Annotated in this window: 24 protein-coding genes; 9 read left to right on the forward strand and 15 right to left on the reverse strand. The window is 41.4% G+C overall.

What is annotated here, in order from left to right:
- The first annotated feature begins 10 nt into the window (after positions 1-10).
- Both DI077_RS13845 and DI077_RS13850 read left to right on the forward strand, forming a co-directional pair.
- A complete protein-coding gene (locus DI077_RS13845; protein WP_109020445.1) occupies positions 11-544 on the forward strand; it encodes a cyclic nucleotide-binding domain-containing protein in 534 nt (177 codons plus the stop codon).
- Positions 531-1,583, forward strand: a complete 1,053-nt coding sequence (locus DI077_RS13850) for an AI-2E family transporter (RefSeq protein WP_109020446.1) — start codon at positions 531-533, stop codon at positions 1,581-1,583. Before DI077_RS13845 ends, DI077_RS13850 begins: the two co-directional genes overlap by 14 nt.
- Here DI077_RS13850 and DI077_RS13855 read toward each other — a convergent pair.
- A complete protein-coding gene (locus DI077_RS13855; RefSeq protein WP_109020447.1) occupies positions 1,580-2,494 on the reverse strand; it encodes a DMT family transporter in 915 nt (304 codons plus the stop codon). The two genes, DI077_RS13850 and DI077_RS13855, sit on opposite strands and share 4 nt — an antisense overlap.
- 45 nt (positions 2,495-2,539) lie before the next feature.
- Between DI077_RS13855 and DI077_RS13860 the strand changes: the two genes are divergently transcribed.
- The 4 genes from DI077_RS13860 to DI077_RS13875 are packed head-to-tail and all read left to right on the forward strand — an operon-like array spanning position 2,540 to position 5,669.
- On the forward strand, positions 2,540-3,769 hold the full coding sequence (locus DI077_RS13860) for a hypothetical protein (protein WP_109020448.1): 1,230 nt from the start codon (positions 2,540-2,542) through the stop codon (positions 3,767-3,769).
- Between the two features lie 38 nt (positions 3,770-3,807).
- Positions 3,808-4,473 (forward strand): uracil-DNA glycosylase, encoded by a 666-nt coding sequence (gene ung / locus DI077_RS13865; RefSeq protein WP_109020449.1) that lies wholly within the window; start codon positions 3,808-3,810, stop codon positions 4,471-4,473.
- Positions 4,463-5,347 carry a DMT family transporter gene (locus DI077_RS13870; protein ID WP_109020450.1) on the forward strand — a complete coding sequence of 295 codons (885 nt, stop codon included), beginning with the start codon at positions 4,463-4,465 and terminating at the stop codon, positions 5,345-5,347. The genes ung and DI077_RS13870 overlap by 11 nt, the downstream gene beginning before the upstream one ends.
- A 16-nt stretch (positions 5,348-5,363) precedes the next feature.
- A complete protein-coding gene (locus DI077_RS13875; RefSeq protein ID WP_109020451.1) occupies positions 5,364-5,669 on the forward strand; it encodes a 4a-hydroxytetrahydrobiopterin dehydratase in 306 nt (101 codons plus the stop codon).
- A 150-nt stretch (positions 5,670-5,819) separates the two neighbouring features.
- On the opposite strand, the gene DI077_RS13880 is transcribed toward DI077_RS13875, so the two are convergent.
- Both DI077_RS13880 and DI077_RS13885 read right to left on the reverse strand, forming a co-directional pair.
- Positions 5,820-7,448 (reverse strand): hypothetical protein, encoded by a 1,629-nt coding sequence (locus DI077_RS13880; RefSeq protein ID WP_109020452.1) that lies wholly within the window; start codon positions 7,446-7,448, stop codon positions 5,820-5,822.
- 13 nt (positions 7,449-7,461) lie between these two features.
- Complete coding sequence (locus DI077_RS13885; RefSeq protein ID WP_109020453.1) at positions 7,462-8,364, reverse strand: porin OmpL1; 903 nt, start codon at positions 8,362-8,364, stop codon at positions 7,462-7,464.
- Positions 8,365-8,510: 146 nt separating this feature from the next.
- Between DI077_RS13885 and DI077_RS13890 the strand changes: the two genes are divergently transcribed.
- From DI077_RS13890 to DI077_RS13900, 3 genes are all read left to right on the forward strand, one after another.
- Complete coding sequence (locus tag DI077_RS13890; RefSeq protein ID WP_242935209.1) at positions 8,511-9,146, forward strand: hypothetical protein; 636 nt, start codon at positions 8,511-8,513, stop codon at positions 9,144-9,146.
- Positions 9,147-9,307: 161 nt separating this feature from the next.
- A complete protein-coding gene (carA, locus tag DI077_RS13895) occupies positions 9,308-10,396 on the forward strand; it encodes a glutamine-hydrolyzing carbamoyl-phosphate synthase small subunit (RefSeq protein ID WP_109020454.1) in 1,089 nt (362 codons plus the stop codon).
- 14 nt (positions 10,397-10,410) lie between these two features.
- Positions 10,411-10,596: a hypothetical protein gene (locus DI077_RS13900; RefSeq protein WP_109020455.1), complete on the forward strand. Its 186-nt coding sequence runs from the start codon at positions 10,411-10,413 to the stop codon at positions 10,594-10,596.
- On the opposite strand, the gene DI077_RS13905 is transcribed toward DI077_RS13900, so the two are convergent.
- Genes DI077_RS13905 through atpE form a run of 12 tightly spaced genes read right to left on the reverse strand, consistent with a single transcriptional unit; the run spans position 10,593 to position 23,428 of the window.
- Complete coding sequence (locus DI077_RS13905; protein WP_135354883.1) at positions 10,593-11,627, reverse strand: hypothetical protein; 1,035 nt, start codon at positions 11,625-11,627, stop codon at positions 10,593-10,595. The genes DI077_RS13900 and DI077_RS13905 overlap by 4 nt on opposite strands.
- Positions 11,628-11,658: 31 nt before the next feature.
- Entirely contained in the window at positions 11,659-13,068 is a 1,410-nt protein-coding gene (locus tag DI077_RS13910; protein WP_109020457.1) for an MBOAT family O-acyltransferase, read from the reverse strand.
- Between the two features lie 15 nt (positions 13,069-13,083).
- Positions 13,084-15,273, reverse strand: coding sequence for an ICP22 family protein (locus tag DI077_RS13915; protein WP_109020458.1), 2,190 nt, complete (start codon positions 15,271-15,273; stop codon positions 13,084-13,086).
- 1 nt (position 15,274) lies between these two features.
- Entirely contained in the window at positions 15,275-17,476 is a 2,202-nt protein-coding gene (locus DI077_RS13920; RefSeq protein ID WP_109020459.1) for a hypothetical protein, read from the reverse strand.
- 9 nt (positions 17,477-17,485) lie between these two features.
- Entirely contained in the window at positions 17,486-17,782 is a 297-nt protein-coding gene (locus tag DI077_RS13925) for an SLBB domain-containing protein (RefSeq protein WP_242935210.1), read from the reverse strand.
- A 48-nt stretch (positions 17,783-17,830) separates the two neighbouring features.
- On the reverse strand, positions 17,831-18,211 hold the full coding sequence (atpC, locus tag DI077_RS13930; protein ID WP_109020460.1) for an ATP synthase F1 subunit epsilon: 381 nt from the start codon (positions 18,209-18,211) through the stop codon (positions 17,831-17,833).
- Between the two features lie 17 nt (positions 18,212-18,228).
- A complete protein-coding gene (gene atpD / locus DI077_RS13935) occupies positions 18,229-19,635 on the reverse strand; it encodes a F0F1 ATP synthase subunit beta (RefSeq protein ID WP_109020461.1) in 1,407 nt (468 codons plus the stop codon).
- Between the two features lie 21 nt (positions 19,636-19,656).
- Positions 19,657-20,529 (reverse strand): ATP synthase F1 subunit gamma, encoded by an 873-nt coding sequence (gene atpG, locus DI077_RS13940; protein ID WP_109020462.1) that lies wholly within the window; start codon positions 20,527-20,529, stop codon positions 19,657-19,659.
- 11 nt (positions 20,530-20,540) lie between these two features.
- A complete protein-coding gene (gene atpA / locus DI077_RS13945; RefSeq protein ID WP_109020463.1) occupies positions 20,541-22,055 on the reverse strand; it encodes a F0F1 ATP synthase subunit alpha in 1,515 nt (504 codons plus the stop codon).
- Entirely contained in the window at positions 22,045-22,614 is a 570-nt protein-coding gene (atpH, locus tag DI077_RS13950; RefSeq protein ID WP_109020464.1) for an ATP synthase F1 subunit delta, read from the reverse strand. The genes atpA and atpH overlap by 11 nt, the downstream gene beginning before the upstream one ends.
- Positions 22,611-23,135, reverse strand: coding sequence for a F0F1 ATP synthase subunit B (locus DI077_RS13955; protein ID WP_109020465.1), 525 nt, complete (start codon positions 23,133-23,135; stop codon positions 22,611-22,613). Before DI077_RS13955 ends, atpH begins: the two co-directional genes overlap by 4 nt.
- Before the next feature lie 2 nt (positions 23,136-23,137).
- Positions 23,138-23,428, reverse strand: a complete 291-nt coding sequence (gene atpE / locus DI077_RS13960) for an ATP synthase F0 subunit C (protein WP_109020466.1) — start codon at positions 23,426-23,428, stop codon at positions 23,138-23,140.
- Positions 23,429-23,435 lie beyond the last annotated feature (7 nt).

A 23,435-nucleotide genomic window follows, 5' to 3' on the forward strand; every position in this document is an offset into this window, starting at 1 on the left:
GAGAGGATCTATGCAACTCCCACTTTGGAAATCGATTTTAAAACGTGACGACAACCCCATTACAGAAATTTCACATTTTCTTAGGGAAACCGCGATCTTCCAAGGATTGCCCAGAAGGACTCTGCGGGAAGTCGCAAGACTGATCCACAAAAGAAAGTATTATGCCGGGGAAACGATCTTCTTTCAAGGCCAGGCGGGCACCGGAGTGTATCTGATTTTGAGCGGCAAAGTGGAAATTTCTTCGCAAAGAGAAGGAATTACCCTCAAGCTCGCAGAACTGGAGAAAGGTGCTTTTTTCGGTGAACTGGCGTTATTCCAGGATATTCCACGCTCCGCAACGGCGGTTGCGGTGGTTGATTCCATCTTGCTAGGATTTTTCCAACCGGAGTTGAAAACCCTACTCGAAACAAAACCGAGAGTGGGAAACGATCTGCTTTTGAGTTTTGCTGGAATCATCGCAGACAGACTTCGCAAAACAAACGATACATTGGAAACTGCGTATTTCAAAAGCAAAAGAGCGAAGAAAAAAAATGCATCCGAATAGTACCTCTTCCTTAATCGTCAAGATTTCGTTTTTTACCCTGATTGGAATCACGGTATGCATCGGGCTAATTGGTGTAAAATTCTTAGCAGTACCTTTGCTGATTTCAGGGATCCATTTTTATATCCTACACGGTGTCGTAGATCATTTGGAATCCAGAGGGATGCCCAGATGGATCACCATACTCGTATTATTCGGAGTCATCACTTCGTTCGGGTATTGGTTGCTCGCCTATTATATTCCGAATCTGTTCGAGAAAGCCCAACCTGTGATAGCCGATTGGTCTTTGAAGATGTCCGATCCCAGTTTTCAAATTGTAGACTTTAATGAATTGCCTATTGTTTCCCAAAACCCGGAACTTTGGAAAAAGATCATCAAACCGGAAGAGATTGCCAAATTGTTTACGGAATCATTGGAGAGCTTTTTGAAAGAATTGGTTTTAATGATCCCTACTTTCCTAAGCTGGATGATCATAATTCCGATTATCAGCTTCTTTCTGTTACTCGATGCAAATTTGATTTACAAAACATTTATCAGCCTGATCCCTAATCGTTTTTTCGAAATGTTCCTAATGGTATTGTACAGAACCAATCAGCAGATCACAAGTTATCTGAAGAGTCTTGTGATCCAATGCGGGATCATGGCGGTTGTTGCTTCGCTAGGATTTTATCTTGTAGGTGTCAAATTTTTCTTTTTATTCGGATGTGTGCTTGGAATCGCAAATTCAATTCCTTATCTAGGGCCTTTGCTCGGTGCTCTTCCTCCTTTGTTATTTTGTTTTTTATTTCCCGAACTCTCTCCTTCTTTGGGATCGATCGTAGGCGTGGTCGTAGTCGCACAGCTGATCGATAACGCAGTCGTGCAACCGGTGGTAATTGCAAATGCAGTGTCTCTTCACCCTCTTGCGATTTTGATCGGGATTGCCGTCGGAGGAAACTTTTTCGGAATCTTCGGGATGTTGCTTGCGATACCGGTACTTTCCATTTTAAAAGTTACGACCGGAATTCTTTACCAAACCTTAAAGGAACATCAGATCATTTAATCTTTTCTTTTGTTCCATTTCCCCATCTCGGACAACAAAACCCCGAAAAGAACGAATGCGGAACCTAAGGTTCCTATCCTGGTCAAAGTTTCGCCTAAAACAAAATAGGCGAGTAAATAGGAGAACACCGGTTCCAATGAAAATAGTATTCCTGCTCTCGCAGGAGAGATGATTTTTTGAAAGCGCGTTTGGATCTTAGTAGTAAGAATCGTGGCAAAGATCGAAGTATAAATCACACCGACCCAAAAATAAATATCCAATTGGATCGCTTCCGATCTTGGAAAATAGTAAAATTCAAGAGGGCAAACAATCGTTGCCAGAAGTCCTGTAAATAATATCTGAAACGATACGAATGAAGTTTCAGAAACTTTTTTACTGAAATAATCGATCTGAATCATATAAACTGCAAAGCAAAATGCGCTAATCAATGTTAATAGATCGCCCAAAGAGAAGTTTATTTTAGTGAATAAATGATCAAAAGAGGAATCATTTTGCGAAATAAAAAACAATCCTGTTAAAACTATAAAAGTGGCAGCCCACGTTCGGGAAGAAGGGTATTTGTGTTCAAATATAATCTGCAAAATAGGAACGAAAATGATATAGGAGCCTGTGATGAATCCGGATTGGGTTGCGGATGTGTAGACGAGTCCCAATGTCTGAAAAGAGTATCCAATAAAGACGGAAATCGCGGTTAGCAACGAAGGAAACCAGACTGCCCTTTTTAGATTTTCCTTTTTAAATATGGATTTGCGAAATAAAATGAGTATGGCGAAACCCGCGATCCAAAACCGAATTGTTATAAAAAAGAAGGGGGGAACTGAATTTAATGCTAGTTTTATGGCAACGAAAGTACCTCCCCAAAGTAACGCTGCTAAGAGAAGAAAGAACTCAGGGGAAAATATGCGAGACATGTTTAATGAACCTTGTATAGACTTACCAAATAGATCAAGGAAAACATGAACTGGAAATACAGAATTCGAAAACCGGAAGCAGGCTCCCCCCTCAATTGGGAGATCTACTTTCCCCCGGGACTTGCCACCTGGTCGTCGGAAAAAATAGACTCTTTGTTAGCTGAGATTAAGTTACCAAACCAGCCTTTGCCGAAACTCAGAACTTTTACGGAAAAAATCAAACTGGAAAATGCAAATGCTCATCAGATTGCTTATCTTTTCCAATACGCGCATTTTATCAAAGACATTCGGTTGGTTCTGGGAAAAACCGAAGATTGGAATCACTACGCATCCGAAGCACAAATGGAATCCCAACGTATCATCGAAGCATCCGTTCCCTTGGCCAGATCCATCTTCCCCAAATCGGACTCATTTCTTCATAGCGAGATACTGTCTTATCTTCATGGAAGTTATTATGAAAATGAAATCACTGTTACACTCTCTTTATTCGGCGAGCCGGCTTATATCCGAGGAGTGAAAGGGCAATATGCTTCCAGTGCTCCCGTGCCGGAAGACCTTGCATCCGCTTTGATTCAATACGGGTTGGAATTTGCAGGTTGGGCACCGGCTCTTCATTCTATCGTATATCTGCCGTTTGCTGGGACAGGAACCTTTGCCACGGAATGGGAAATGCATATTCGTAAACTTCCTTCTCTTTCTTTGAAAAGAAAATTCGTATTTCCCCACTTGCAGATTTTCCCGGAAAAAACGATTGCCCATTTCGAAAAGACAATCCGCCAGAAAAAAGAAACCGACAAATCCGAATCACAAAAAATATTCTGGAAAGATACCGATCCAGCCTTATCCACTTACTGGTCCAAAGAAAAATCCAATTGGAAAACCATTTTCAACGAAGATCCCGATTGGGAATTTTCCATAGAAGATTTTTTTCAACCGAAAATTCCTTTGGCATCTCTCTTAAAGGAAATTCATAGGAAAGAACCTATTTCCGTTTTCCTTCCTCTCAATCCGCCTTATGGATTTAGAAAAAAAGAAATCAGTAATGACGATGCAAATTTATATTCTAAGATCGGATCGACTCTCGCAAAACTAGGTGACGAATTTTTGTCAACTAACAAGACAATAGTTGGTAAATTTTCAGGCTTTTTACTCTGCCCAAGCGAAGAGAAGTGGATGGAAGTCAGAAACAGTTTGAGAAAGTTCTCGCAAAAAACAATCCATGTTACGCACGGAGGAATCGATTTGCGTGTTTTATTTTTTGATTTGAAAAAATAAGTTCTCTTTCTAGTTTGAAATAAAGACCGAAACCCGCGATGAAAGACGTTCAAATAGAGGAAGGCTGGAAAAAGGCCCTGGGAGATGAATTTCAAAAACCCTATTTCCAAACATTAAGGGAATTCGTAAGAAAAGAATATCAGTCTTCCGTAATTTATCCTCCCGCCAAACAGATATTTGCTGCGTTCGATCATTGTCCTTTTGACCGGGTGAAAGTGGTGATTCTGGGACAAGATCCTTACCACGGACCGGGACAGGCAAACGGACTTTGTTTTTCCGTGCAACCCGGCATCCCTTTTCCTCCTTCATTGCAAAATATCTTCAAAGAAATTCAGTCGGACTTAGGGAAACCCATTCCCAAAGACGGAGATCTATCCCGCTGGGCTGACCAAGGGGTGCTGCTCTTGAATGCAAGTCTTACCGTAAAAGCCAACCAAGCAGGTTCCCATCAAAATCAAGGTTGGGAAGATTTCACTCATACCGCCATACGAATATTAGCTGACAATACCAAGAACTTGGTTTTTCTTCTCTGGGGTACATTTGCCCAGAAAAAAGAAGAACTGATCGACAAATCAAAACATTTGGTTTTAAAATCCCCTCACCCTTCTCCGCTCTCCGCTCACAGAGGTTTCTTCGGAAACAAACATTTTAGTAAAACAAACGAGTATCTCAAACAATTCGGGAAAGAACCAATTGACTGGTAACGAAAAAAAGGGATATTTTTTCGTATTTCTCACCGGCGTTTTTTTTGCTTTCGAAGTCATCGGTTTCAAAGAAATTTTCCGAAGATACAAACTCGCCCCTGAAATTGCAGCCTTCTATGGAGTTTTCGGGTCTTTCATAATTGTATCGGGATATTTTTTATTTCGGAAAATAAACAGAGATAAGGTGATTTTAACAGTAAAAAGAGATGGAAAAGTTTTATTACTGGGAACTTTTTTAAACTCAATCGGAATCGTATTGTATTACCAGGCACTTCGGATTTCCGACCTAGGGCCTTCTGCGATTCTAATCAAAACAACAGTTCTTTATAATGTATTACTTGGAGTTTTGTTTCTAAAAGAGCGACTACGGAATTTTGAAGTTTTCGGCATTATACTCGCATTAGTCGGTATTTATTTCATATCCACATTGAGTGGTCAAATCAGCGTAGAGTCTTCGATTCTGATTCTTATCTCGGCTTTTTTCTTTGCCTCTCAAAGTTATCTGATCAAACGATTCGTTCCCGAGATCCTAGGACTGGAATTTGCATATTTAAGATTACTGTTACTATCCGTATTTTTTATCGGATATATTTATTTCATAGGAACTTGGGAAGTTTTATCTACCGAATTGATTTTGGCCCTTACGTTTTTTTCCCTTTTAGGGTATTTTTTGGGTAGAGCTTTTTATTTTCAGGCACATAATTATCTACCGATCAGCAAACTGAATGCCGCTTTGCTGATAGAACCTATTTTTCTTATGGGAATCGGGATTCTATTTATGCAGGAACCGTTTAGCATTCGTAAGCTGATTGGGTCCGGCTTGATTTTGCTTGGTTTGTATTTACTTTTTTTTCACAAAAGAAAACAAATTTAGAACCTAAGGAGTATCTATGAGCACAAGTCGCCCCAAAGCCCTTACCCCGAGCGAACTGGAGGAGGTCTTAAAAAAACTCACCGAATGGAAAATCGTAACTGAAAACCAGATCCAAAAGCTAAGTAGAGAAATTCGGTTCAAAGATTTCAAAGAAGCGTTTACCTTTCTAAACAAAGTGGCGGAGATTTCCGAAAAGTTCGACCACCATGCAGAGATTTATAATACATATAATTTTGTTCGCATCCTTCTCTACACTCATACCAAAACCAAGATCACCGACTTAGACCGGGAAGTAGCGGAAGAAATAGAAAAGTTGATTTAGTTTAGGATCGATTCGACTCAGAGCTGTCAGGGTTCTAGTTCTAAGACACGTCTTGCAAAGTTGCCGAGATAGATTGGTTTGATACAAAAAAACCCCGCAAAGTTTTCACTTTGAGGGGTTTTAAAATTCTCAGCAGTTTAGTTTTTGAAACTATTGAGCGTTATTTGGGTAACTAGTAGAGCTAGGAGGATTAGTTCCTAATTCACTAAAATTGTTAGATACAGCAAATGCTTTAGAAGAACAATCCGGAATTTGAGCCGAAGTTGTAGTCGTTCCAGCAGTAGTAAGTCCACTTGCTAACAATGCTTTTGCATATGATCTAGCTGCAACGTTTGCACCACCGTAAACACAAATGGATAGTAGAGAAGTAGCTCCTCCATCACCTTTTGCACCAGCAGATACTCCGGAAGAAATTGAAGGGTATTTACCACCTCCAATTGCAAGCGGAATAGAAGTTTTGGATCTAAATGAGTTGTTACAAGCAATTCCATCGCTTACAGTTGGCGATGTAAAAGTAGTAGCGTCATAAGATGCCGCTGCTCCGGAAAAGGAAGCTGAATTTGCCAAATCATAATAAAGAGCTGCTGCAGATCCATTTGTGGAAACAGAATAAGATACTTCAGCTGCTGATGTTAACTCTTTAGGCTCAGGAACTTTAGTAGTGATACCGGATCCTAAATCAATAGATTCACAAGAATCAACTGACGTAACGGAAAGGTTCTTACCACCGTAGTAGAGAGTATTGCTAGTGGAAGCAGTAGTAGGATAAGCTGCATCAGTTTTGTTAACTGGCATCAATGCTCCAAAACCAAGACTAACCAAACTACCAAATTTTGGATATGCATTTTCAGGAAGAATTCTTGTTAAAGAATCAACTGAAGAAGATGCAGAATTCGTTTTTGTATTCACGAAAGTTCCAGAGGATAAACCGACTGATACGTTATGAGGTAATCCTTTGAATCCAACTTTTGCCAAAGCTCCAGGGAAATTAACTCCTGACTTGCGACAATCGCTATTTCCTAAAACCGCATTGTAAACAGCAGAAGCACTGTCAATATCTGCAGCTCTGTTTGCAGTAGTTAAACCTGCGATAGAGCAACTAGATTTTGGAATACGGGCACAAGCTAAAGTTGCAGTTCCATTGGTTCTGTCTACAACACCAAAAGAAGCTGCAAGCGTTGTTGTCGCAGTAGAGCAGGTTCCAGCATAGTTAACAAAAGAGTTACAGTTTGTAGAACTCACGCCACCTGTTGCAACTAAGGAAACAACAGCTGCACCAGTGCCTGTAGGGAAAGCCGCTGCTGCACCAGTGTTATCACCAACAGCAAGGTTACCGATAAACAGGAAGTAATCTCTAAAAGTTTTAGTCCAAGTAAGTGCAGTATTTCTTTTTGTAGCATCCCACTTAAAGAAAGCATCATACTTCACGTTATAAGGAACTTCCGCGTATGTATTGTATCCAAGAGAAGCAATGGTTCCACCGACTGCCGACTCGAATTCAGTCTGAGTGAAAGTAGTTGTACTTCCGTTCAATGCTGCGTTACCATATATAGCACTTGCAGTTCCACCGTTGATGACTGCAGTTTGAATCACAGCACCGTAAGCTAGACCTGCATGGTTGATGCTGATCGCGCAGTTACCACTTGCAGCACTTTTTACTGCTTCTGCAAGAAGTGCTGCCAAAAACGGCTCTTCTTTTACAGCTTCTTTGTGACATGCAGTGAAAGCGAGAGTGCTAACAAGTGCTATGCCTGTAAATTTTATAAAATTGCGTTTCATCTATATCTCCTGATTATAGCTCGAGTTTGTAACCGAAACGGTAGGTTTGACCACCGATTACGACTGGGTAAGCCGCAATAGGAGCAAGAGCAGATGCTCCACCCACAGATCTTGTTCCGGCAGTTCCCATACCTGCAGAAAGGATAGTTTCTAGTTCAAAGAAGATATGTCCTTTTTCTGCTACTTTTGTTTGCGCACCGATCAACCAGTTCAAACCGAATCCGCTAGCACGGAATTGTGCATTTTCTTTGTAGATCCCAGGAGTAGGAGCATCACTAAGAAAAGATCCACCAGGACCAGCAACACCAGGAAGTGCATTCTTAAGAATGTCTCCATCGATTGTTCCTGCAACTCCCCATCCGCCTTTGTAGTAGTTCACACCACCGGCAACGTACACAGCAGTGTCGTTTGCAGCGTTAAAAAGTTTGATTCCTAAGTAAGTAGGAACTGTCCAAGCAGTGTAATTCCACTCTTGTTCTAACCACTTGTATCCTGCGAAAGTGGAAGTAGTGTAACCACCTGCGATTTTAGTAGTATAGTTTACGTTGATTCTCCAGAAGAGATTGTTGATTCCGAAAATACCTTCTTTCTCGTAACCTACGTTCAGGTTTAATCCTGTCATAGCTCCGTTGTCTTTCACACCTACTAAACCGTTAGTAGATCTGTTCAGACCAATTAAAGTGTTTTCCGCATAGATGGCTTTTTGTTGTCCACCAGCTATATTTCCTTGTGAGTCCCGTACAGGACTGCGAGCGTCAAGTCCGTCTTTTAAAATGGTTCCGCCCATTTGAGCCAAATCAAATTGACCCCCGATACCGAACATGACATAAGAACGAGGTCCTGCTTGAGCGCTAAGGCTAAGAGCCGTAGCTAAAAACAGAATCCCCATTATACCTAAACGAAGTGAGTGCAACATTCGATGGTTACCCCTTGTGAGTTTTCTTTCCTGAATTTTGGTTTCCTTGCCAGCATACTCTTGCCAATGTTAGAAGTAATGTTCCGACAATTGGAAGGACATTAGACGGTAAAAAAACTTCTGTCAAATAAAATTGTTAAATTTGGATGAAAAATGTAATTTTTATGGAATCTGTGACGCATTGCACCAATGACCTAGTGGTAGATCTGAGAAAACATACTAAGAGCATATCTGCCCCTGCTTTTTTGCTATTTTTGTCTATAATTGTAGCAATCGGTTTTTCCCTGGAAGCCAGGGAGCGGAAAGTTGTTCGATTTTCAGGAAAATTGATCCGATTGGAAACATCCGGGCGGGAAGCATTTATAGAATACGAAGATTCTACCTCACAAAGGATTAAAAAAATTTATTGTGATCAGGATATGATGAAAGGTTTTTCCGAGTTCGTAGGAAATGAATCCGGATTATTTGCAGAAGGGAAAGCGACTCAATTATCTTTAACTTCCGATGTTTGGGTTTGCGTAGGAAGGCCGAATATCAGAAAAAAATATTCCGTAGAGCCTCCTAGCTTGAAAAAAACCAATTTACGGGCGATTTACGGGCAAGTAGTGGAAGCGGAAGAAAACGGGCAAATCGTTTATACTTCCAACGGCAGAAGAAGCCATCTGAACATCGACCCAAACATTGCCTCCGCATTTAAGAAGAAACTGGAAAGGATGGAAACAGTAGAAATCCGAGGTAATTTTTATTACGACCGGGGAAAAGGGTATTATGTGGAGGAATGAGTGTAGGAAAAGGGAAACTGCCAGAGGATGGGGGTGTGGGCAGTGGGCGACCGCACCTTACGATTTTCCCTTACGACGGCCGGCATTTTTTGTAAACTACGCATTATTTTTTTTATCTTTTAGTTCGCCCTTTTGACCTCATCCGACGGAATGGAAAATCAATGAAGGCTTTTTTAGTTTTAGAAAATGGAGTCGTGATGGAAGGGGTCTCTTTCGGAGCCGAAACATCCTCTCTGGGTGAGGTTGTTTTCAATACCTCTATGGCTGGTTATCAGGAAATTCTAACAGACCCGTCTTACAAAGGTCAGATGATTAACCTGACCTATCCGATGATCGGAAATTACGGCATCAATCCGGACGATATGGAATCAGATCGGATTCATGCCTCGGGACTCATCGTAAAAGAATACGTTTCCAGACCGTCCAATTTTCAATCCAAAGAAACATTAAAAGATTTTTTAATCAGATTCGGGATTCCCGGAATCCAGGGAATAGACACAAGAAAACTAACGAGAATTATACGAAACTCTGGAGCGATGTCCGGGGGTATTTTTGTAGCTGATTCCTATTCGGAAAGTTTTTTAGAAAAAGTAAAATCAGCTCCCAGCATGGTAGGCGCCGACTTAGCCAAAGTAGTATCAACTAAAGAAAAATACAAGTTCGGCGAACATACAAATAATAAGTACAAGCTTGCTGTCTATGATTTCGGTGTAAAAAGAAATATCTTGAAATTATTGGATAGTGCCGGTTTTAACGTGCATGTTTTCCCCGCTGAAACAAAACCGGAATCATTATTGTCGGAAAATTTTGACGCCTACTTCCTCTCCAACGGCCCGGGAGATCCAGAACCGTTGTCCTATGCGATCGATGCTGCCAAAGCGATCATGAAAGAAAAGAAACCTCTTTTTGGAATCTGCTTAGGCCACCAAATCATAGGTTTGGCGCTCGGGAAGAAGACCACCAAACTTAAGTTCGGTCATCGTGGAGGAAACCATCCGGTTCGAAACGAAGAAACTAAGAAAATCGAAATCACATCTCAAAACCATGGTTTCCATGTATTGGAAGATTCCGACAAAGACACTCCTACAACCAGAATCAATCTGTTTGACAATACTGTTGCCGGTCTGAAAAAAGTAGGTTTACCGGTGATGGCGGTTCAATACCATCCGGAAGCAAGTCCCGGACCGCACGACTCAGCGTATCATTTTCAAGAATTTTATGAAATGGTAAACAAAACTATAAAAGGATAAGCAGGAGACGACTTATGAGAAGCCAAGATGAAAAAAATTTTTGGGGTATACCTTACGGAACTGAAATTAGCACGGAAGCTTTGGTAAAAGATCTTTGGGACCCGACAACGGACGAGATCCTAACTCCTAAAACTTTCCTTGGACTCGGATGGGGAATCAATCTTCATGCAGTTGGCAAAAAGATCGGACTAGTTCGCTAATCCTTTTCCCGATTAAGCAATATTTGGTGAAGCACACCTCTGCCTTCTTCATTGAGGTGTGTCCAATCCGCAAACAAATTCCTATCTTTGAACTTTTCCCTGTTCAATCGGATATTTTGACATCCTTCCAAAGTCTGTAATTCCCGCTCAAATAACAATTTCACTCCGTGATCCTCCATATCTTTCTCCAAAGAAAAGGAAAAAGGAATATCCAAACATACAATGGCAATGTTCGCCGACTTCGTTCCATTGATCAGTTTGCGGAATATGCGGATCGAAACATCCCTTTTTTTGGTAAAAGCAATCGCACTGCCTTTGGGAAAAACGGATGCTTCATTTATCACTTGTTTGGTTCCAAAATCCTTCCATACCCAGGATCTACCTACGCTATCCCAATGTTTTTCCAAATAGGACGAATCGTTCTTTCTCATTTTTAAAATATCCGAAATCGGGTTTTTCGAAAGGGAAGAATTCGTTTTGATGTCAAATTCGTAAAACTGAGAGTTAGACGGTAGAATGGAGAAAGTAGAAGCAAAATTTCCATTCAAGCCGAAGAAAGGAAAAACTTCGATACTCCACTTCCAAACCAAGTCGTAGAAAGATGAAAAATATATCTTTCTCAGATCTTCATCAACTAACTGATGTGTATTGAATTTTCCGAAGCTATAATATAATTGTTTATGAGCATCCGTTACCGAATTTCTGGTGATAGAGATGGGTGAAATATTCAGATAAATTTTCCGAATCGAAGGATACTGTTTCTTGATTCGATAGTATTTATCCAACATGCCTTCCGGTTGCTCACTCGGTCTTGGTTCATAAATTACCTGACGAACATCTACATTCTCAATTTCAGCTATCGTTTTCGGTGTGATCCCACTGATGATTTGGCTATCTCCCAAAACCAATATTTGAGGATTCTTGTAGGTAGAATCATCCTTCCGGTCCAAATACCAATAATAAGAACTGATTTCACAATATGGAACCAAGAAAGGATAGATGATATACATCAGAGCAGATGTAAAAATCAAAATGAATGAAAATATCCGGAGTTCTTTCATATCAAAATTGAAAGTAGAAAAACTCTTGTTTGGCGAATGGAGAGATAAGTGAGAAGACAACGAAACCGAAAACAAATAAAACAGGAAACAGATAAGGTTTTTCCGTCAACTTCCAGTCCGTTTCTTTGGTTTTTTCTTTCTCCTGCCAAGAATCAAACAAAAGAATCGGTAAGATAAAAATAAAAACATAAGCCCAACTGAATACTTCTTTGGAAAACGAAAGAATGTTCTTTATGCAAACAAGTAAATCCTGAAAATCATTGACTCGAAATAATAACAGGCCGAAAGCAAAACTAAAAAATGTTAACGTTCGTCCTATATATTTGAAGATGCTATCTTGGAATTCAGAACTATTCTTTGGAACAGATCGTTTAAATACGTTGTAAACTACAATGCAAAGTCCCAAATAAATACCCCAAATCAAATACCCGTACGTTGCCCCGTGCCACAAACCTCCGAGAATCCACACAATCAGTATGTTTATATTTTGTCTTACAAAACCGAACCTATTTCCACCTAACGGAATATATACATAATCTCTTAGCCAACTGGAAAGTGAAATATGCCATCGTTGCCAAAACTCGGATGGATTTGTTGCGAAAAAAGGCCTATGAAAATTATTCATCAACTGAAACCCCATCATGTAGGCAAGCCCCCGGGCACAATTGGAATAACCGGAGAAGTCCGCATATACTTGAAAAGCGAAGGCAGGAGCGACTACCCATAACAAACCATCCGGCAACTGACCTGTATTCGCCAATGATCCGTCTACAAATTTTGCCAACGGATCTGCAATGACTGCCTTCTGAAAAATTCCCCAACAAACAAGACTTATACCATGAAACATGGAATTTTTTTCAATCCTTCTGTCCCTCGCCAATTGAGGGAGAAGTGAATTTGGCCTTTCAATGGGTCCTGCAAGCAACAGCGGAAAAAAAATATCATACACGCCGAATTCCACAATACTCCGGGAAGCCTTAATTCTTTCACTTTCCACTTCTACCAAATAACTAATATTATGGAATGTATAAAATGAAATTCCAACGGGCAAAAGAATTTCCGGTCTCCAAATGCTAAACCCTTCGTTGAATAAATGAATTCCGTCTCCAATCAACCCCAATAGGAAAAGTGCATACTTAAACCAGCCGAGTAAAATTAAGTTGAGCGAAATTCCCAAATATAATATTTTCTTTTTTTTCTTTAAGTCGGATTGTTGTTCTATATAAATCCCGAGTAGATAGTTCACGGATATGGAAAACAAAAGTAGTATTGTCATTTTCCAATTCCAATAGGAATAGAAATAAATTCCGTATAACAAAAGTAATATGTTTTGTTTTTTTCTATCCAGAAACGAATAGATTATAAAAAAAACAATAAAGCTTACTAAAAACGGAATTGAATTGAACAACATAAAGGGCCTGCCTCTCTATGCTTCTTCGATCATTTCCAGAAATTGGTTTTTGTCTTTTGTATCGGTTGGATAAGCCAACGTCAAAATCCGATAGGAAGGTTTGAAATTCGCATCAAAGAAATCATCCTTTTTAACAAAGGATGATTTTATCTTTCGAATTACGATTTCCGATTCTTCTTTGTCCTTTCCGTGCAGAATAATAGCAAACTTGCCCTGCCCTACCCTTGTGAAAAAATCGTTTTCACCGATATGATCAATGATTGTTTTACGCAAAGTATCCGCATAACGTGCAAATTTTCCCGCACCGAACAGATTGATCATCCTGGGAACATTTTGGATTTTAAACAATGATACGGTAAAAGAAAGATTCAAATCTTTTGCTTTTTCAATTTCGGAAAGGATTTTCGATTCCAAAGGATTGAAAGGATTTCGGAATAAAGCCTCTTTTTCGGAAAGAATCAAAAGATTTGCAAATACAGGTGCCGATGTTTCCAACATTGCGACCGCCACATCACGAGTGATATCAGTCCAAGGTTTTCCCGTAGAATGGACGATCACCATACCAACTAACCAATTCAAGTTGATAATCGGAAGAATGGTAAATTCGGACATTACGCCCAATTCATCATTTGTAAATATGGATTTTAATTCAACGTCATCTCGAAAATTTTCCAATTTGTAAACACCGGGAACATTGGAAACCATACCTACTATATCCGAATCCTTACTGAGTTTGAAATCCTTTGCTCTTTCCGGTAAAATGAAATTAGAGCCGAAGATCACATAATCGGAACGGGTTTCCGAATCGAGAACCAGGAAGGAAAATTGTTTCACTCCCAGTTTCTTTTTGACGTTTTCAATCAGAAGGTCGTAAGCATCATCCATTTTGCGAACGGATGCGAATTCCCGTGCGAATTGAAGAACTGACTCATTCGTCTCGATCACTTGTTTGGCATTGGTCAATTCTTCGGTTAATTTCTCAAACTGAGCTACTCTGGTAAATACGGAGCCTGCGATATCGCCTACTATTTTAACGAATTCCAAATCATCAGTGATGTATTCTTCGCCGTTGATAAGTTTTCCAAGAGATAAAAATCCGTAACATTCCTCTTTATTACGAAGTGGAACCAATATTTCGGCGTCTAACTCGTTTAAGATGGTTAATTCTCTTTCCGGTAGTCTGGATCTTTTTAAATCTCCGGCGTATATTACCGTCTCACTGTCTAAAATTCTTTGATAGATATCATCCGAAGGAAATAAAGACCAATTTTCTTTTAAGTCCAACCCTTGCGCTTCCACTGCATCCCATCTGCTTACTTCAGGATTTGTCGATGTAAAAATAACTACGGAAGAACATCCTACTTGGCCAATGATACTATAAACCAGGTTTTCAAAAAATTCGGAGAACTCGTTGGAAGATGCGATTTCCTTTGTGATTTCAAATACAGCCTGGTAGTTCTCTATTCTTTTTTTAGAAGCGAGATGATGTGCCATAGGAGCTGTTCCAAAATCGGACTCATCATCGAATAAGAACTGTTTGTCGCTTGATGCGGCATCTTCCTCGGGAGGTTGGATCGGATGTTTGGATGATTCTGTTTGAGCTTCCTTCTCCCATTCATCGAAGAGATTGACTTCCGGTAATTCGGCAATTTCCGATTTGGAATCGTCCTCAGGTTCGGAAGGCAATTCAAAACCCGGCTCTTCTTCTTCCGCTACCGGTTCAGGTGTTGTTATAGGTTCGGGTTCTTCCGGAAGATCCATGGAAAGATCTTCCTCCTCTTCGGAAGTTTGAGGTTCGGGGCTTTCATCTAACTCCGGTTCGTATTCCAGAAGGGAATCGTCTTCGGCTTCATCGGTTGCGGAAGTGTTTTCTTCATCACCGAACAAGTCGCCTATATCGGATGTATCGTCTTTGTGTTCTTCGTCATCGTTCCAAAAATCACTGTCATCCCCGTCGGATAACTGTTCAAAGTCGGGAAGATCGCTTAAATCAATCTCCTCTTCCCCGTCAGGAACAGGAAGATCATCACTGATTTCACTTGCAGGCATGGAAAGATCATCATCAATCCAATCGGTAGTCTCGTTTGATTTTAAAAAATCTTCCGCTTTTTTAAGTAAGGAAGGTGGTTTTGCGGAAGGTTTATCGGCAGGACCGGATTTGGCCACAGCAGATTGAACCTTCTCTGCTTTATCTAGAAGTCCCACCTCATAACTCCAATTCTTTCATTAGCTTTTTATAAAGATCGAAATAATCGGATTTGGAAAACTCTTGAATGACTTCATCAGGGAGATTGCCGAGTAAGTTATCCAAATAACCTAGAACTTTTTTACGTTCCACTACGGATAGTTCGGAAGCGACCGGTTCCGTAGCGTCTTTCGTCTGTTGGGTAGGAACAGGTTCAATAGGCGCAGCTTCCGCTCTTAGCTCTTCCAGAGGAGAAAGTTTTCCATCCAGAGCATATTCATCCAAATCAATTTCTATTCCCGTGCTTGAATCGCCTGCCAAAGTAGGAGGCAAGTTCCCGCTAGCAGGTGCTACATCTTCTTCGGATTCGTCAAAAGAAACCAAGCTCTCTTCTTCATTGAAATCCGGAGAATCAAGAGTAAGTTCAATTTCATGATCTTCTTCGGAATCTTCATCATTGTTCAGATCCAAATCGGGAACATGTTCTTCGTCAGGGAGTTCACCTATATCTTCTAAACCGTCTCCGGGAACTTCTCCCAGTAAATCATCAATACGTTCATTGGATAATGTCTCTACCGCATCTTCTTCACCGGCGGTAATATTTTCCAACTCTTCCATGGAAAGTGCAATGGATTCATCTTCCAGATCTTCTTCCAAGAAAGCGTCTTCGGCAGCCGGAGACTCTTCTTCATAAGGAAGCGGAGCTCTATCCAAACTGTCCACCAACTCTTCGTCAGGTGCTTCTTCAGCATCACCGGCTATGGACTCCAATTCTTCCATAGAAAGTGCGATCGGACCATCATCATCTTCCAAATCTTCGGAAAGAATATCGTTTTGAGCTTCTTCGTATTCCCCTTCCAAGCCGGAACTAGATTCGGAAGTTTCTTCTTCAGAATCCAAATCAAGACTCATTGAAGGCAATTCATCGGATCCTAAATCGATATCAAAGTCGGAGTGTTCCGAACTTTCCGTATCTTCTTCCGATTCTTCATCCCCAAGTATATTACCAAGTTCATCAGGGCTTAAAGTAATAGTTTCGTCTTCAGGCTCATCATCTAAAATATCAAGTGTGGTTTCTTCTTCAGCTTCTTCGCTGATATGGTCCAGCTCTTCCAAAGAAAGTGTAATCGGGCCGTCATCCTCTTCTTCATCCGCAAAATCCGCGCTAGGTGTTTCATCTAAAGAGGAAGACTCTTCTTCCGATTCTTCAGTTTCTGCATCAAACGAAAATTCATCTTCTCCGAATCCCGGAAGAGATTCTTCAGTCTCTGCAAAATCTTCTTCCGATCCGAGAGTTTCCTCCAGGCTTGCTTCTCCGTTGGAACCGAGAATATTCCCGAGTTCGTCATCGGATAGAGTAAGATTTTCATCTTCTTTAGCGGAACCGAAAAGCTCTTCTTCCTCAGGATCACGAATCGGTTTAAATCCGCCCCGTTCCTCTTCCTCTTCGAGATCAAGTTCAGGAAGACCATCATCATTAAACGTAAGTTTGGTGTCGACTTCGGAATCATCCAAGTCCAGATCAAGGCTCGGATCCGTATCATTTAACTCATGCTCATCGGAGATGGAAGAAACGCCGAAATCGCCCTCTTCGGCTCCAATTCCGTATTCTTCCTCTTCTTCGGAGATGCCTGCAATATTTTCCAACTCTTCCATAGAAAGAGCGATCGGACCGTCATCCTCTTCGTTTACATTGAAGTCGGAGCCGAAATCCTCCGTTGCAGATTCCTTTCTCTGAGAAAGAATTCCGTCTTCCCCGTTTAGAATCGCATCAATTTCTTTATCTAAATCTATAATATCATCATCGAACTCTAGTTCCAGTTCGTCATCAATGGAGTCATTTGGAGTTTTAGAAGGAGAAGATTCCTCTATATCGTAATCTTCAAAATCGGAATGTATATCTTCATCGTGGAGAATAGGATCTTCTTCACCGAGTAAGTTCAAATCGGAATCCAAATCAATATCCAAAAGATCGTCGTCCGAATCATCGGAAGAAGATACAATCAAATCTCCTAAACCATCTTCGTCTTCTTCGAACTGGGATGCAGCGGCTTGTGCATCATTTTCAATATCGTCTAAATCGGGAGGTTCCATTCCCGGAGAAGAATCCAAATCATCATCGCCTAAATCAAAATCATCAAGATCAAGCGAGAAAGTATCCTCATCTAAAATTGGGTCGAGATTTTCTAGATCTTCGTTTTTATTTTTGTCCTGATCCGCCATTCGCTTCGATTACCGTTTTCCCAAATCTATAGCCTGGCCATCGACTAACAATTGTTCCAAGCTATTCTCCTCCAAAGATACATGCACATGGGGCAATAATCCCCCTGCCCGCTCAATCAAATCCTTCCCGGTAGCTCCTGACTCCATAGTATAAATTCCGGGGTTTTTCACTGGCCCCGTTATTTTAACATGAATTTCTTCCGGAGAATAGATTCTTTTTTGCAGAGATGGATGTTCCTTCAAGTAAAATGCAAGAGCCAAAACACTTACAACGAGCGCAGTACCGAGTGCAAATTTTTGAATCAAAGGAATAGTCCCCTCTTGTTTATTTTCGGCAACTAGAGGGGAAAAAAATTAACGTTGGTGCAGTAAAATGCGAACTTTTGCTTTCTTTAATTGAATTTCTTTTTCTTGGGAATGAGGAAGTGCCTCTATATCACGAAGCAATTCTTCTGCGTGGTCGTGAGTGATGTCGTCTTCCGAGTCGCCACCTTCGGTCAAAACCCGAATCTCGTTGTTTTTCACTTCGCAAAATCCGCCATCAATGGCAATTCGGAACTCTTTTCCTTCAATTTTAAGGCGCATCAGCCCATGATCCAATTGGGAAACCAAAGGAGCATGTCCCGGTAAAACTCCAAAGTATCCTATCGCGCCGGGAAGGATGGCAGATTCCACCTTCCCCTCGTAGAGGATCTTGTCAGGAGAGATGATTGTAAGAGATAGGTTTTTTTCCATGGGGTGGGCCTAAATCCTTAAGATTTCAACTGTTTTGCAGCTTCCACCACTTCATCAATCGAACCGACCATATAGAATGCTTGTTCCGGAAGGCTATCGAATTTACCTTCAATGATTCCTTTGAAAGAACGGATAGTATCAGCCAATTTCACATACTTACCAGGACGGCCAGTGAATTGTTCCGCCACATGGAACGGTTGAGAAAGGAATTTTTCCAATCTTCTCGCACGAGCCACAAGAATTTTATCATCTTCGGAAAGTTCGTCCATACCAAGGATGGCGATGATATCTTGTAAATCTTTGTATCTTTGAAGAATTCTTTGTACTTCCCTTGCCGTATCATAATGTTCATCCCCAAGAATAGCAGGGTTCATGATTCTGGATGTGGAATCGAGCGGATCCACAGCAGGGTAAATCCCTTTTTCGGAAATGGCACGGGAAAGAACTGTAGTTGCATCCAAGTGAGTGAATGCAGTAGCTGGAGCCGGGTCAGTTAAGTCGTCGGCAGGAACGTAGATCGCTTGCACGGAAGTAATGGAACCTTTTGTTGTGGAAGTGATTCGTTCTTGTAATCCCCCCATCTCTGTTGCCAGAGTCGGTTGGTATCCTACGGCAGAAGGCATACGACCTAGAAGCGCCGAAACCTCAGAACCCGCTTGGGAAAATCGGAAGATGTTATCTACGAATAATAGAATGTCGGAACCGGATTGGTCACGAAAATGTTCCGCCATTGTCAAAGCGGAAAGAGCCACACGAAGACGGGCACCCGGTGGTTCGTTCATCTGACCAAAACACAATACAGTTTTGTCAATAACTCCGGAGTCCTTCATCTCATGCCAAAGGTCGTTTCCTTCCCTTGTTCTTTCCCCTACACCGGCAAACACGGAATATCCACCATGTTGTTTTGCGATGTTATTGATCAACTCTTGAATGAGAACTGTTTTACCAACTCCCGCACCACCGAAAAGACCTGTTTTTCCCCCTTTGATGTAAGGAGCAAGTAAGTCGATGACTTTGATTCCTGTTTCAAAAATCTCAGTCTTCGGTTTGATTTCTTCATAAGTAGGAGCGTTTCTATGAATCGGTCTTTTTTCGATGTCTTTCGGCATATCGCCTAATTCGTCGATAGTTTCACCTAACACATTAAAAATACGACCGAGAGTTTTTGTTCCTACCGGAACAGTGATAGGAGATCCGGTATCAATCACTTCCAAGCCTCTTTTGAGACCGTCAGTGGATTGAAGGGAAATGGCACGGACAGTATTGTCACCGATGTGTTGTTGAACCTCGGCAGTGATTTTCACATCATTGCCATTCACTTTTGTTTTGATTTCAACAGCATTGTAAATTTCAGGAATGTTTCCTGTTTCGAAACTAATGTCTAATACCGAACCGATGATTTGTTTGATTTTGCCTTTATTCATATATTACTCCGAATGATCTGATTAAGAGATCGCTTCCGCGCCTCCGACGATTTCTGATATTTCTTGTGTGATCTTTGCTTGTCTGACCCGGTTGTAACCTCGAGTGAGAAGTTTGATCATGTCACCTGCAGCATCCGTTGCGGATTTCATTGCAATTCTTCGTGCAATGTGTTCCGAGGCGGCTGTTTCTAGAATGATCTTCACAAAAGTAGTTCGAATCACAAGTGGTAGCAGATTTTCTAGAATGGTCTTCGGATCTGGTTCATAAATGATCTCAGGTCCGGTGTTGGATGACTTTGATTGGCTTTCATTGACTTGCAAAGGAAGCACTGTAATACTCTCCGGCCTCTGAGAAGCAGCAGAATAATAATGAGTAGAGATAATCTCCACTGTATCTATTTCTTCTTTTGCAAAAGCGCTCATAAAATAATTTGCAAGTGCATTTGCTTCATGCGAGCCGGCTTTGTCATCAATGTTCGTATAACTTGACTTAAGTGCAATCTTGGCGAACTTAAAATAAGAAATCGCTTTTTTGCCCGCAGCGTGAACTTCTACTTCCACACCTTGGGATTTCCATTCTTCAATGCGATTACGAACCAATTTCAATACATTGGAATTAAACCCACCGCATAATCCACGATTGGCTGTAATTGCAAGAATGGCAACTTTGCGGATTTTTTCCGGTCTACGAAGGAAAGGGCTTTGGATAACGCCTGCCAACCCCGAAAGCGATTCAACAAGTTCCATCGTGAGTGCGGCGTATGGTTTCGCCGCATTCACTTTGTTCGTTGCTTTTTTTGCCTTCGCAGTGGAGACCATCTCCATAGTACGAGTGATCTTTCGGGTGTTTTTGACCGAAGTGATCCTTTTTTTTATCTCACGCGGTGTCGCCAAGATCTTTCCCCTTACTTATTCTTGCTCAAGAAATGTTCAACAATAGCTTTGATCGTTTTTTGAAGAGCCGCTTCACCTTTCACTTCCTTTGCGGTACGAATCTCTTCCAAAATCTCAGGATGTTGTTCTCTGATCGTTTGCAAAAGAAACGCTTCAAACTGACGAATTTTCGCAGTAGGAATCGTATCTGCAAATCCACGAGTCACTGCAAAGATAGAGATCACTTGCTCTTCCACTGGAGAAGGAGAGTTGTTCGGTTGTTTTAAAATTTCTAAGATTCTATAACCACGATCCAACTGTGCTTGTGTCACCGGATCAAGTTCCGTTCCTAATTGCGCGAAAGCTTCCAAGTCACGGAACTGAGCCAAATCCGACTTCACGGTTCCGGCTACTTTTTTCATCGCTTTGATCTGTGCCGCAGAACCAACGCGGGAAACTGAAATCCCCACGTCTACCGCCGGGCGAAGACCCGATGCAAATAGGTTGGATTGTAAATAGATCTGACCGTCAGTGATGGAGATTACGTTGGTAGGGATGTAAGCGGAAACCTCACCTTCTTGTGTTTCGATGATAGGAAGAGCAGTCATAGACCCGCCTCCGAATTTATCATCTAACTTTGCCGCTCTTTCGAGCAAACGGGAGTGAAGGTAGAATACGTCTCCAGGATAAGCTTCACGACCAGGTGGGCGGCGAAGTAGAAGACACATTTGGCGGTAAGCAACGGCTTGTTTGGAAAGGTCATCATAAACAATCAAAGTTGCCTTTCCTTCTTCATACATAAAGTATTCTGCCATGGAAGCACCGGAATAAGGTGCAATGAAAAGAAGAGGAGCAGGTTCGGATGCGTTCGCAGTGACTACGATCGTGTAAGAAAGAGCGCCTTTTTCACGAAGCATTTCGATGGTGGAAGCAACTGTAGATGCTTTTTGACCGATCGCTACGTAAACACAAACTACATCTTTTCCTTTTTGGTTGATGATAGTATCGATAGCAATGGATGTCTTTCCGGTTCCTCTATCTCCAATGATCAGCTCTCTTTGTCCACGACCGACAGGGATCATGGCATCAATCGCTTTGATACCGGTTTGCATCGGTTCTGCGACTGATTTTCTCATCGCAATTCCGGGAGCCGGAGATTCAACAGGACGGGTTTTTTTGGTGTTTAACGGGCCTTTGCCGTCAATTGGTTCACCTAACGGGTTTACTACGCGACCCAAAAGCTCCGGACCGACCGGAACTTCGAGTACTTTACCTACTCGTTTTACGGTAAACCCTTCTTGAATATGAATATAATCTCCGAAGATAATTACCCCAACCGAATTTTCTTCCAAGTTGAAAGCTTGTCCGCGAACTCCGTTTTGGAATTCCAGAAGTTCTCCCGACATCACGTTGTTTAATCCGTAAACACGCGCAATACCATCCCCTACTTCGAGAACGGTTCCGACCTCATCTACTTGGAGGTCTTTGTTGAAATTTTTAATTTCTTGTTTGAGTACCGATGTTACTTCGTCTGTTTTAATTTTCATACATTGCTCCGACAGGGATTTTCTTTTGGAGGAGTGCCTCTTCGATTCCGTCCAGTTTGAAACGGATGGAGGCATCGATTAAATAGTCGTCTACATAGAGTTTGAATCCGCCGATGAGGGAAGGATCCAAAAACTCCTGCACCCGCAATTGTCGTCCGAATTGGGATGTGATTGCTTTTGCGATTCTTTCTTTTTCAGAAGAAGAAAGAGTTTCCTTTGAGTAAATTTTTAAAGAAGTGCGATTGCTAAGAACATCCACACCTTCTTTGAAATCCTCTAATATTGCGGGCAGAAACAAGAATCTATTCTTGCGTATAACTAATGTTATAAAATTGGCAACTATCTCGGACGCTTGTCCTTTGACTGCCTTTGCAGCAGATTTTTCTTTCGTGATCGGGTCTACCAACGGAGAAAGAAAATAGTGCCGAACGGAATCATCAGAAAAAAAAGCGGATATAACACCTGCTAATTCTTCTTCTGTAGCCTCAAGAGAGTTAGCGTCTCTAGCTAACTCAAGAAGGGCTGTGGCATAAACCTTTGAAACCTGGCTTCGACTCATTTTAATTTTTGTTTTTCGAGTTTTGAAATCTCTTTTTCAACGAAAGAAGTATATTCCTCTTTCTTCAGTTGTTTTTCCAATATCTCACTTGCAATGAGCACTGACATTTCAACAATTTGGGTTTGCAATTCGGCAAGAGCTTTTCCTTTTGCAAGATCAATCTCGCGAAGGGCGCTATCTTTTAAATTTTTAACTTCTTTGTTTGTTTCTTCAACAAGCTTATTTCGAAGCACACCCGCATCGCGTTTCGCTTCTTCAATAATCTTATGAGCTTCGTCAGTTGCCGCATAAAGTTTTTCTTGGTAATCTTTTAGGGACTTTTCTGCTTCTTTGCGGAGCGCCTCAGCTTTGTCGATGTCCCCTTGGATTCCCGAAGAACGCTCTTCAAGGGCATGAAGGATTTTGTCCCAGGCAAATTTTTTGAGAACTATGACTACAATCGAGAAAGTTACCAGGGTCCAGACAACCAGACCCGGATTGACTTTCAGCAGATTGAAGCCGGAAGCCGCAAGGATAGCCAAGACTATTGTCCTTGTTCTACTTTAGGTGCAGATGCACTTGATCCAATGGTTTTGTCAATTGAACCATTGAGCTTAAGAGCGATAAGTAGTGCAATTACGATTGCGAAAAGTGCAGCACCTTCGATCATACCTGCTGCTACGTAAAGCACAAGTTGAATCTTTCCTGCCGCTTCTGGTTGGCGACTAATGCTTTCTGCGACAGAACCACCGATTCTACCGATTCCGATGCCTGCGCCGAGCATTGCTAAGCCAGCTGCGAGTCCTACTGCGATGTATCCTAAACCGAATTCCATGTCTTCG

This window comes from Leptospira kobayashii (assembly GCF_003114835.2).
Taxonomy (GTDB): domain Bacteria; phylum Spirochaetota; class Leptospiria; order Leptospirales; family Leptospiraceae; genus Leptospira_A; species Leptospira_A kobayashii.

Coding starts and splice junctions, on each gene's coding strand:
- DI077_RS13845 (WP_109020445.1), top strand. CDS start 11: ATGCAACTCCCACTTTGGAAATCGATTTTAAAACGTGACGACAACCCC.
- DI077_RS13850 (WP_109020446.1), top strand. CDS start 531: ATGCATCCGAATAGTACCTCTTCCTTAATCGTCAAGATTTCGTTTTTT.
- DI077_RS13855 (WP_109020447.1), bottom strand. CDS start 2,494: ATGTCTCGCATATTTTCCCCTGAGTTCTTTCTTCTCTTAGCAGCGTTA.
- DI077_RS13860 (WP_109020448.1), top strand. CDS start 2,540: ATGAACTGGAAATACAGAATTCGAAAACCGGAAGCAGGCTCCCCCCTC.
- ung (WP_109020449.1), top strand. CDS start 3,808: ATGAAAGACGTTCAAATAGAGGAAGGCTGGAAAAAGGCCCTGGGAGAT.
- DI077_RS13875 (WP_109020451.1), top strand. CDS start 5,364: ATGAGCACAAGTCGCCCCAAAGCCCTTACCCCGAGCGAACTGGAGGAG.
- DI077_RS13880 (WP_109020452.1), bottom strand. CDS start 7,448: ATGAAACGCAATTTTATAAAATTTACAGGCATAGCACTTGTTAGCACT.
- DI077_RS13885 (WP_109020453.1), bottom strand. CDS start 8,364: ATGTTGCACTCACTTCGTTTAGGTATAATGGGGATTCTGTTTTTAGCT.
- DI077_RS13890 (WP_242935209.1), top strand. CDS start 8,511: ATGAAAAATGTAATTTTTATGGAATCTGTGACGCATTGCACCAATGAC.
- carA (WP_109020454.1), top strand. CDS start 9,308: ATGAAGGCTTTTTTAGTTTTAGAAAATGGAGTCGTGATGGAAGGGGTC.
- DI077_RS13900 (WP_109020455.1), top strand. CDS start 10,411: ATGAGAAGCCAAGATGAAAAAAATTTTTGGGGTATACCTTACGGAACT.
- DI077_RS13910 (WP_109020457.1), bottom strand. CDS start 13,068: ATGTTGTTCAATTCAATTCCGTTTTTAGTAAGCTTTATTGTTTTTTTT.
- DI077_RS13920 (WP_109020459.1), bottom strand. CDS start 17,476: ATGGCGGATCAGGACAAAAATAAAAACGAAGATCTAGAAAATCTCGAC.
- atpC (WP_109020460.1), bottom strand. CDS start 18,211: ATGGAAAAAAACCTATCTCTTACAATCATCTCTCCTGACAAGATCCTC.
- atpD (WP_109020461.1), bottom strand. CDS start 19,635: ATGAATAAAGGCAAAATCAAACAAATCATCGGTTCGGTATTAGACATT.
- atpA (WP_109020463.1), bottom strand. CDS start 22,055: ATGAAAATTAAAACAGACGAAGTAACATCGGTACTCAAACAAGAAATT.
- atpH (WP_109020464.1), bottom strand. CDS start 22,614: ATGAGTCGAAGCCAGGTTTCAAAGGTTTATGCCACAGCCCTTCTTGAG.
- atpE (WP_109020466.1), bottom strand. CDS start 23,428: ATGGAATTCGGTTTAGGATACATCGCAGTAGGACTCGCAGCTGGCTTA.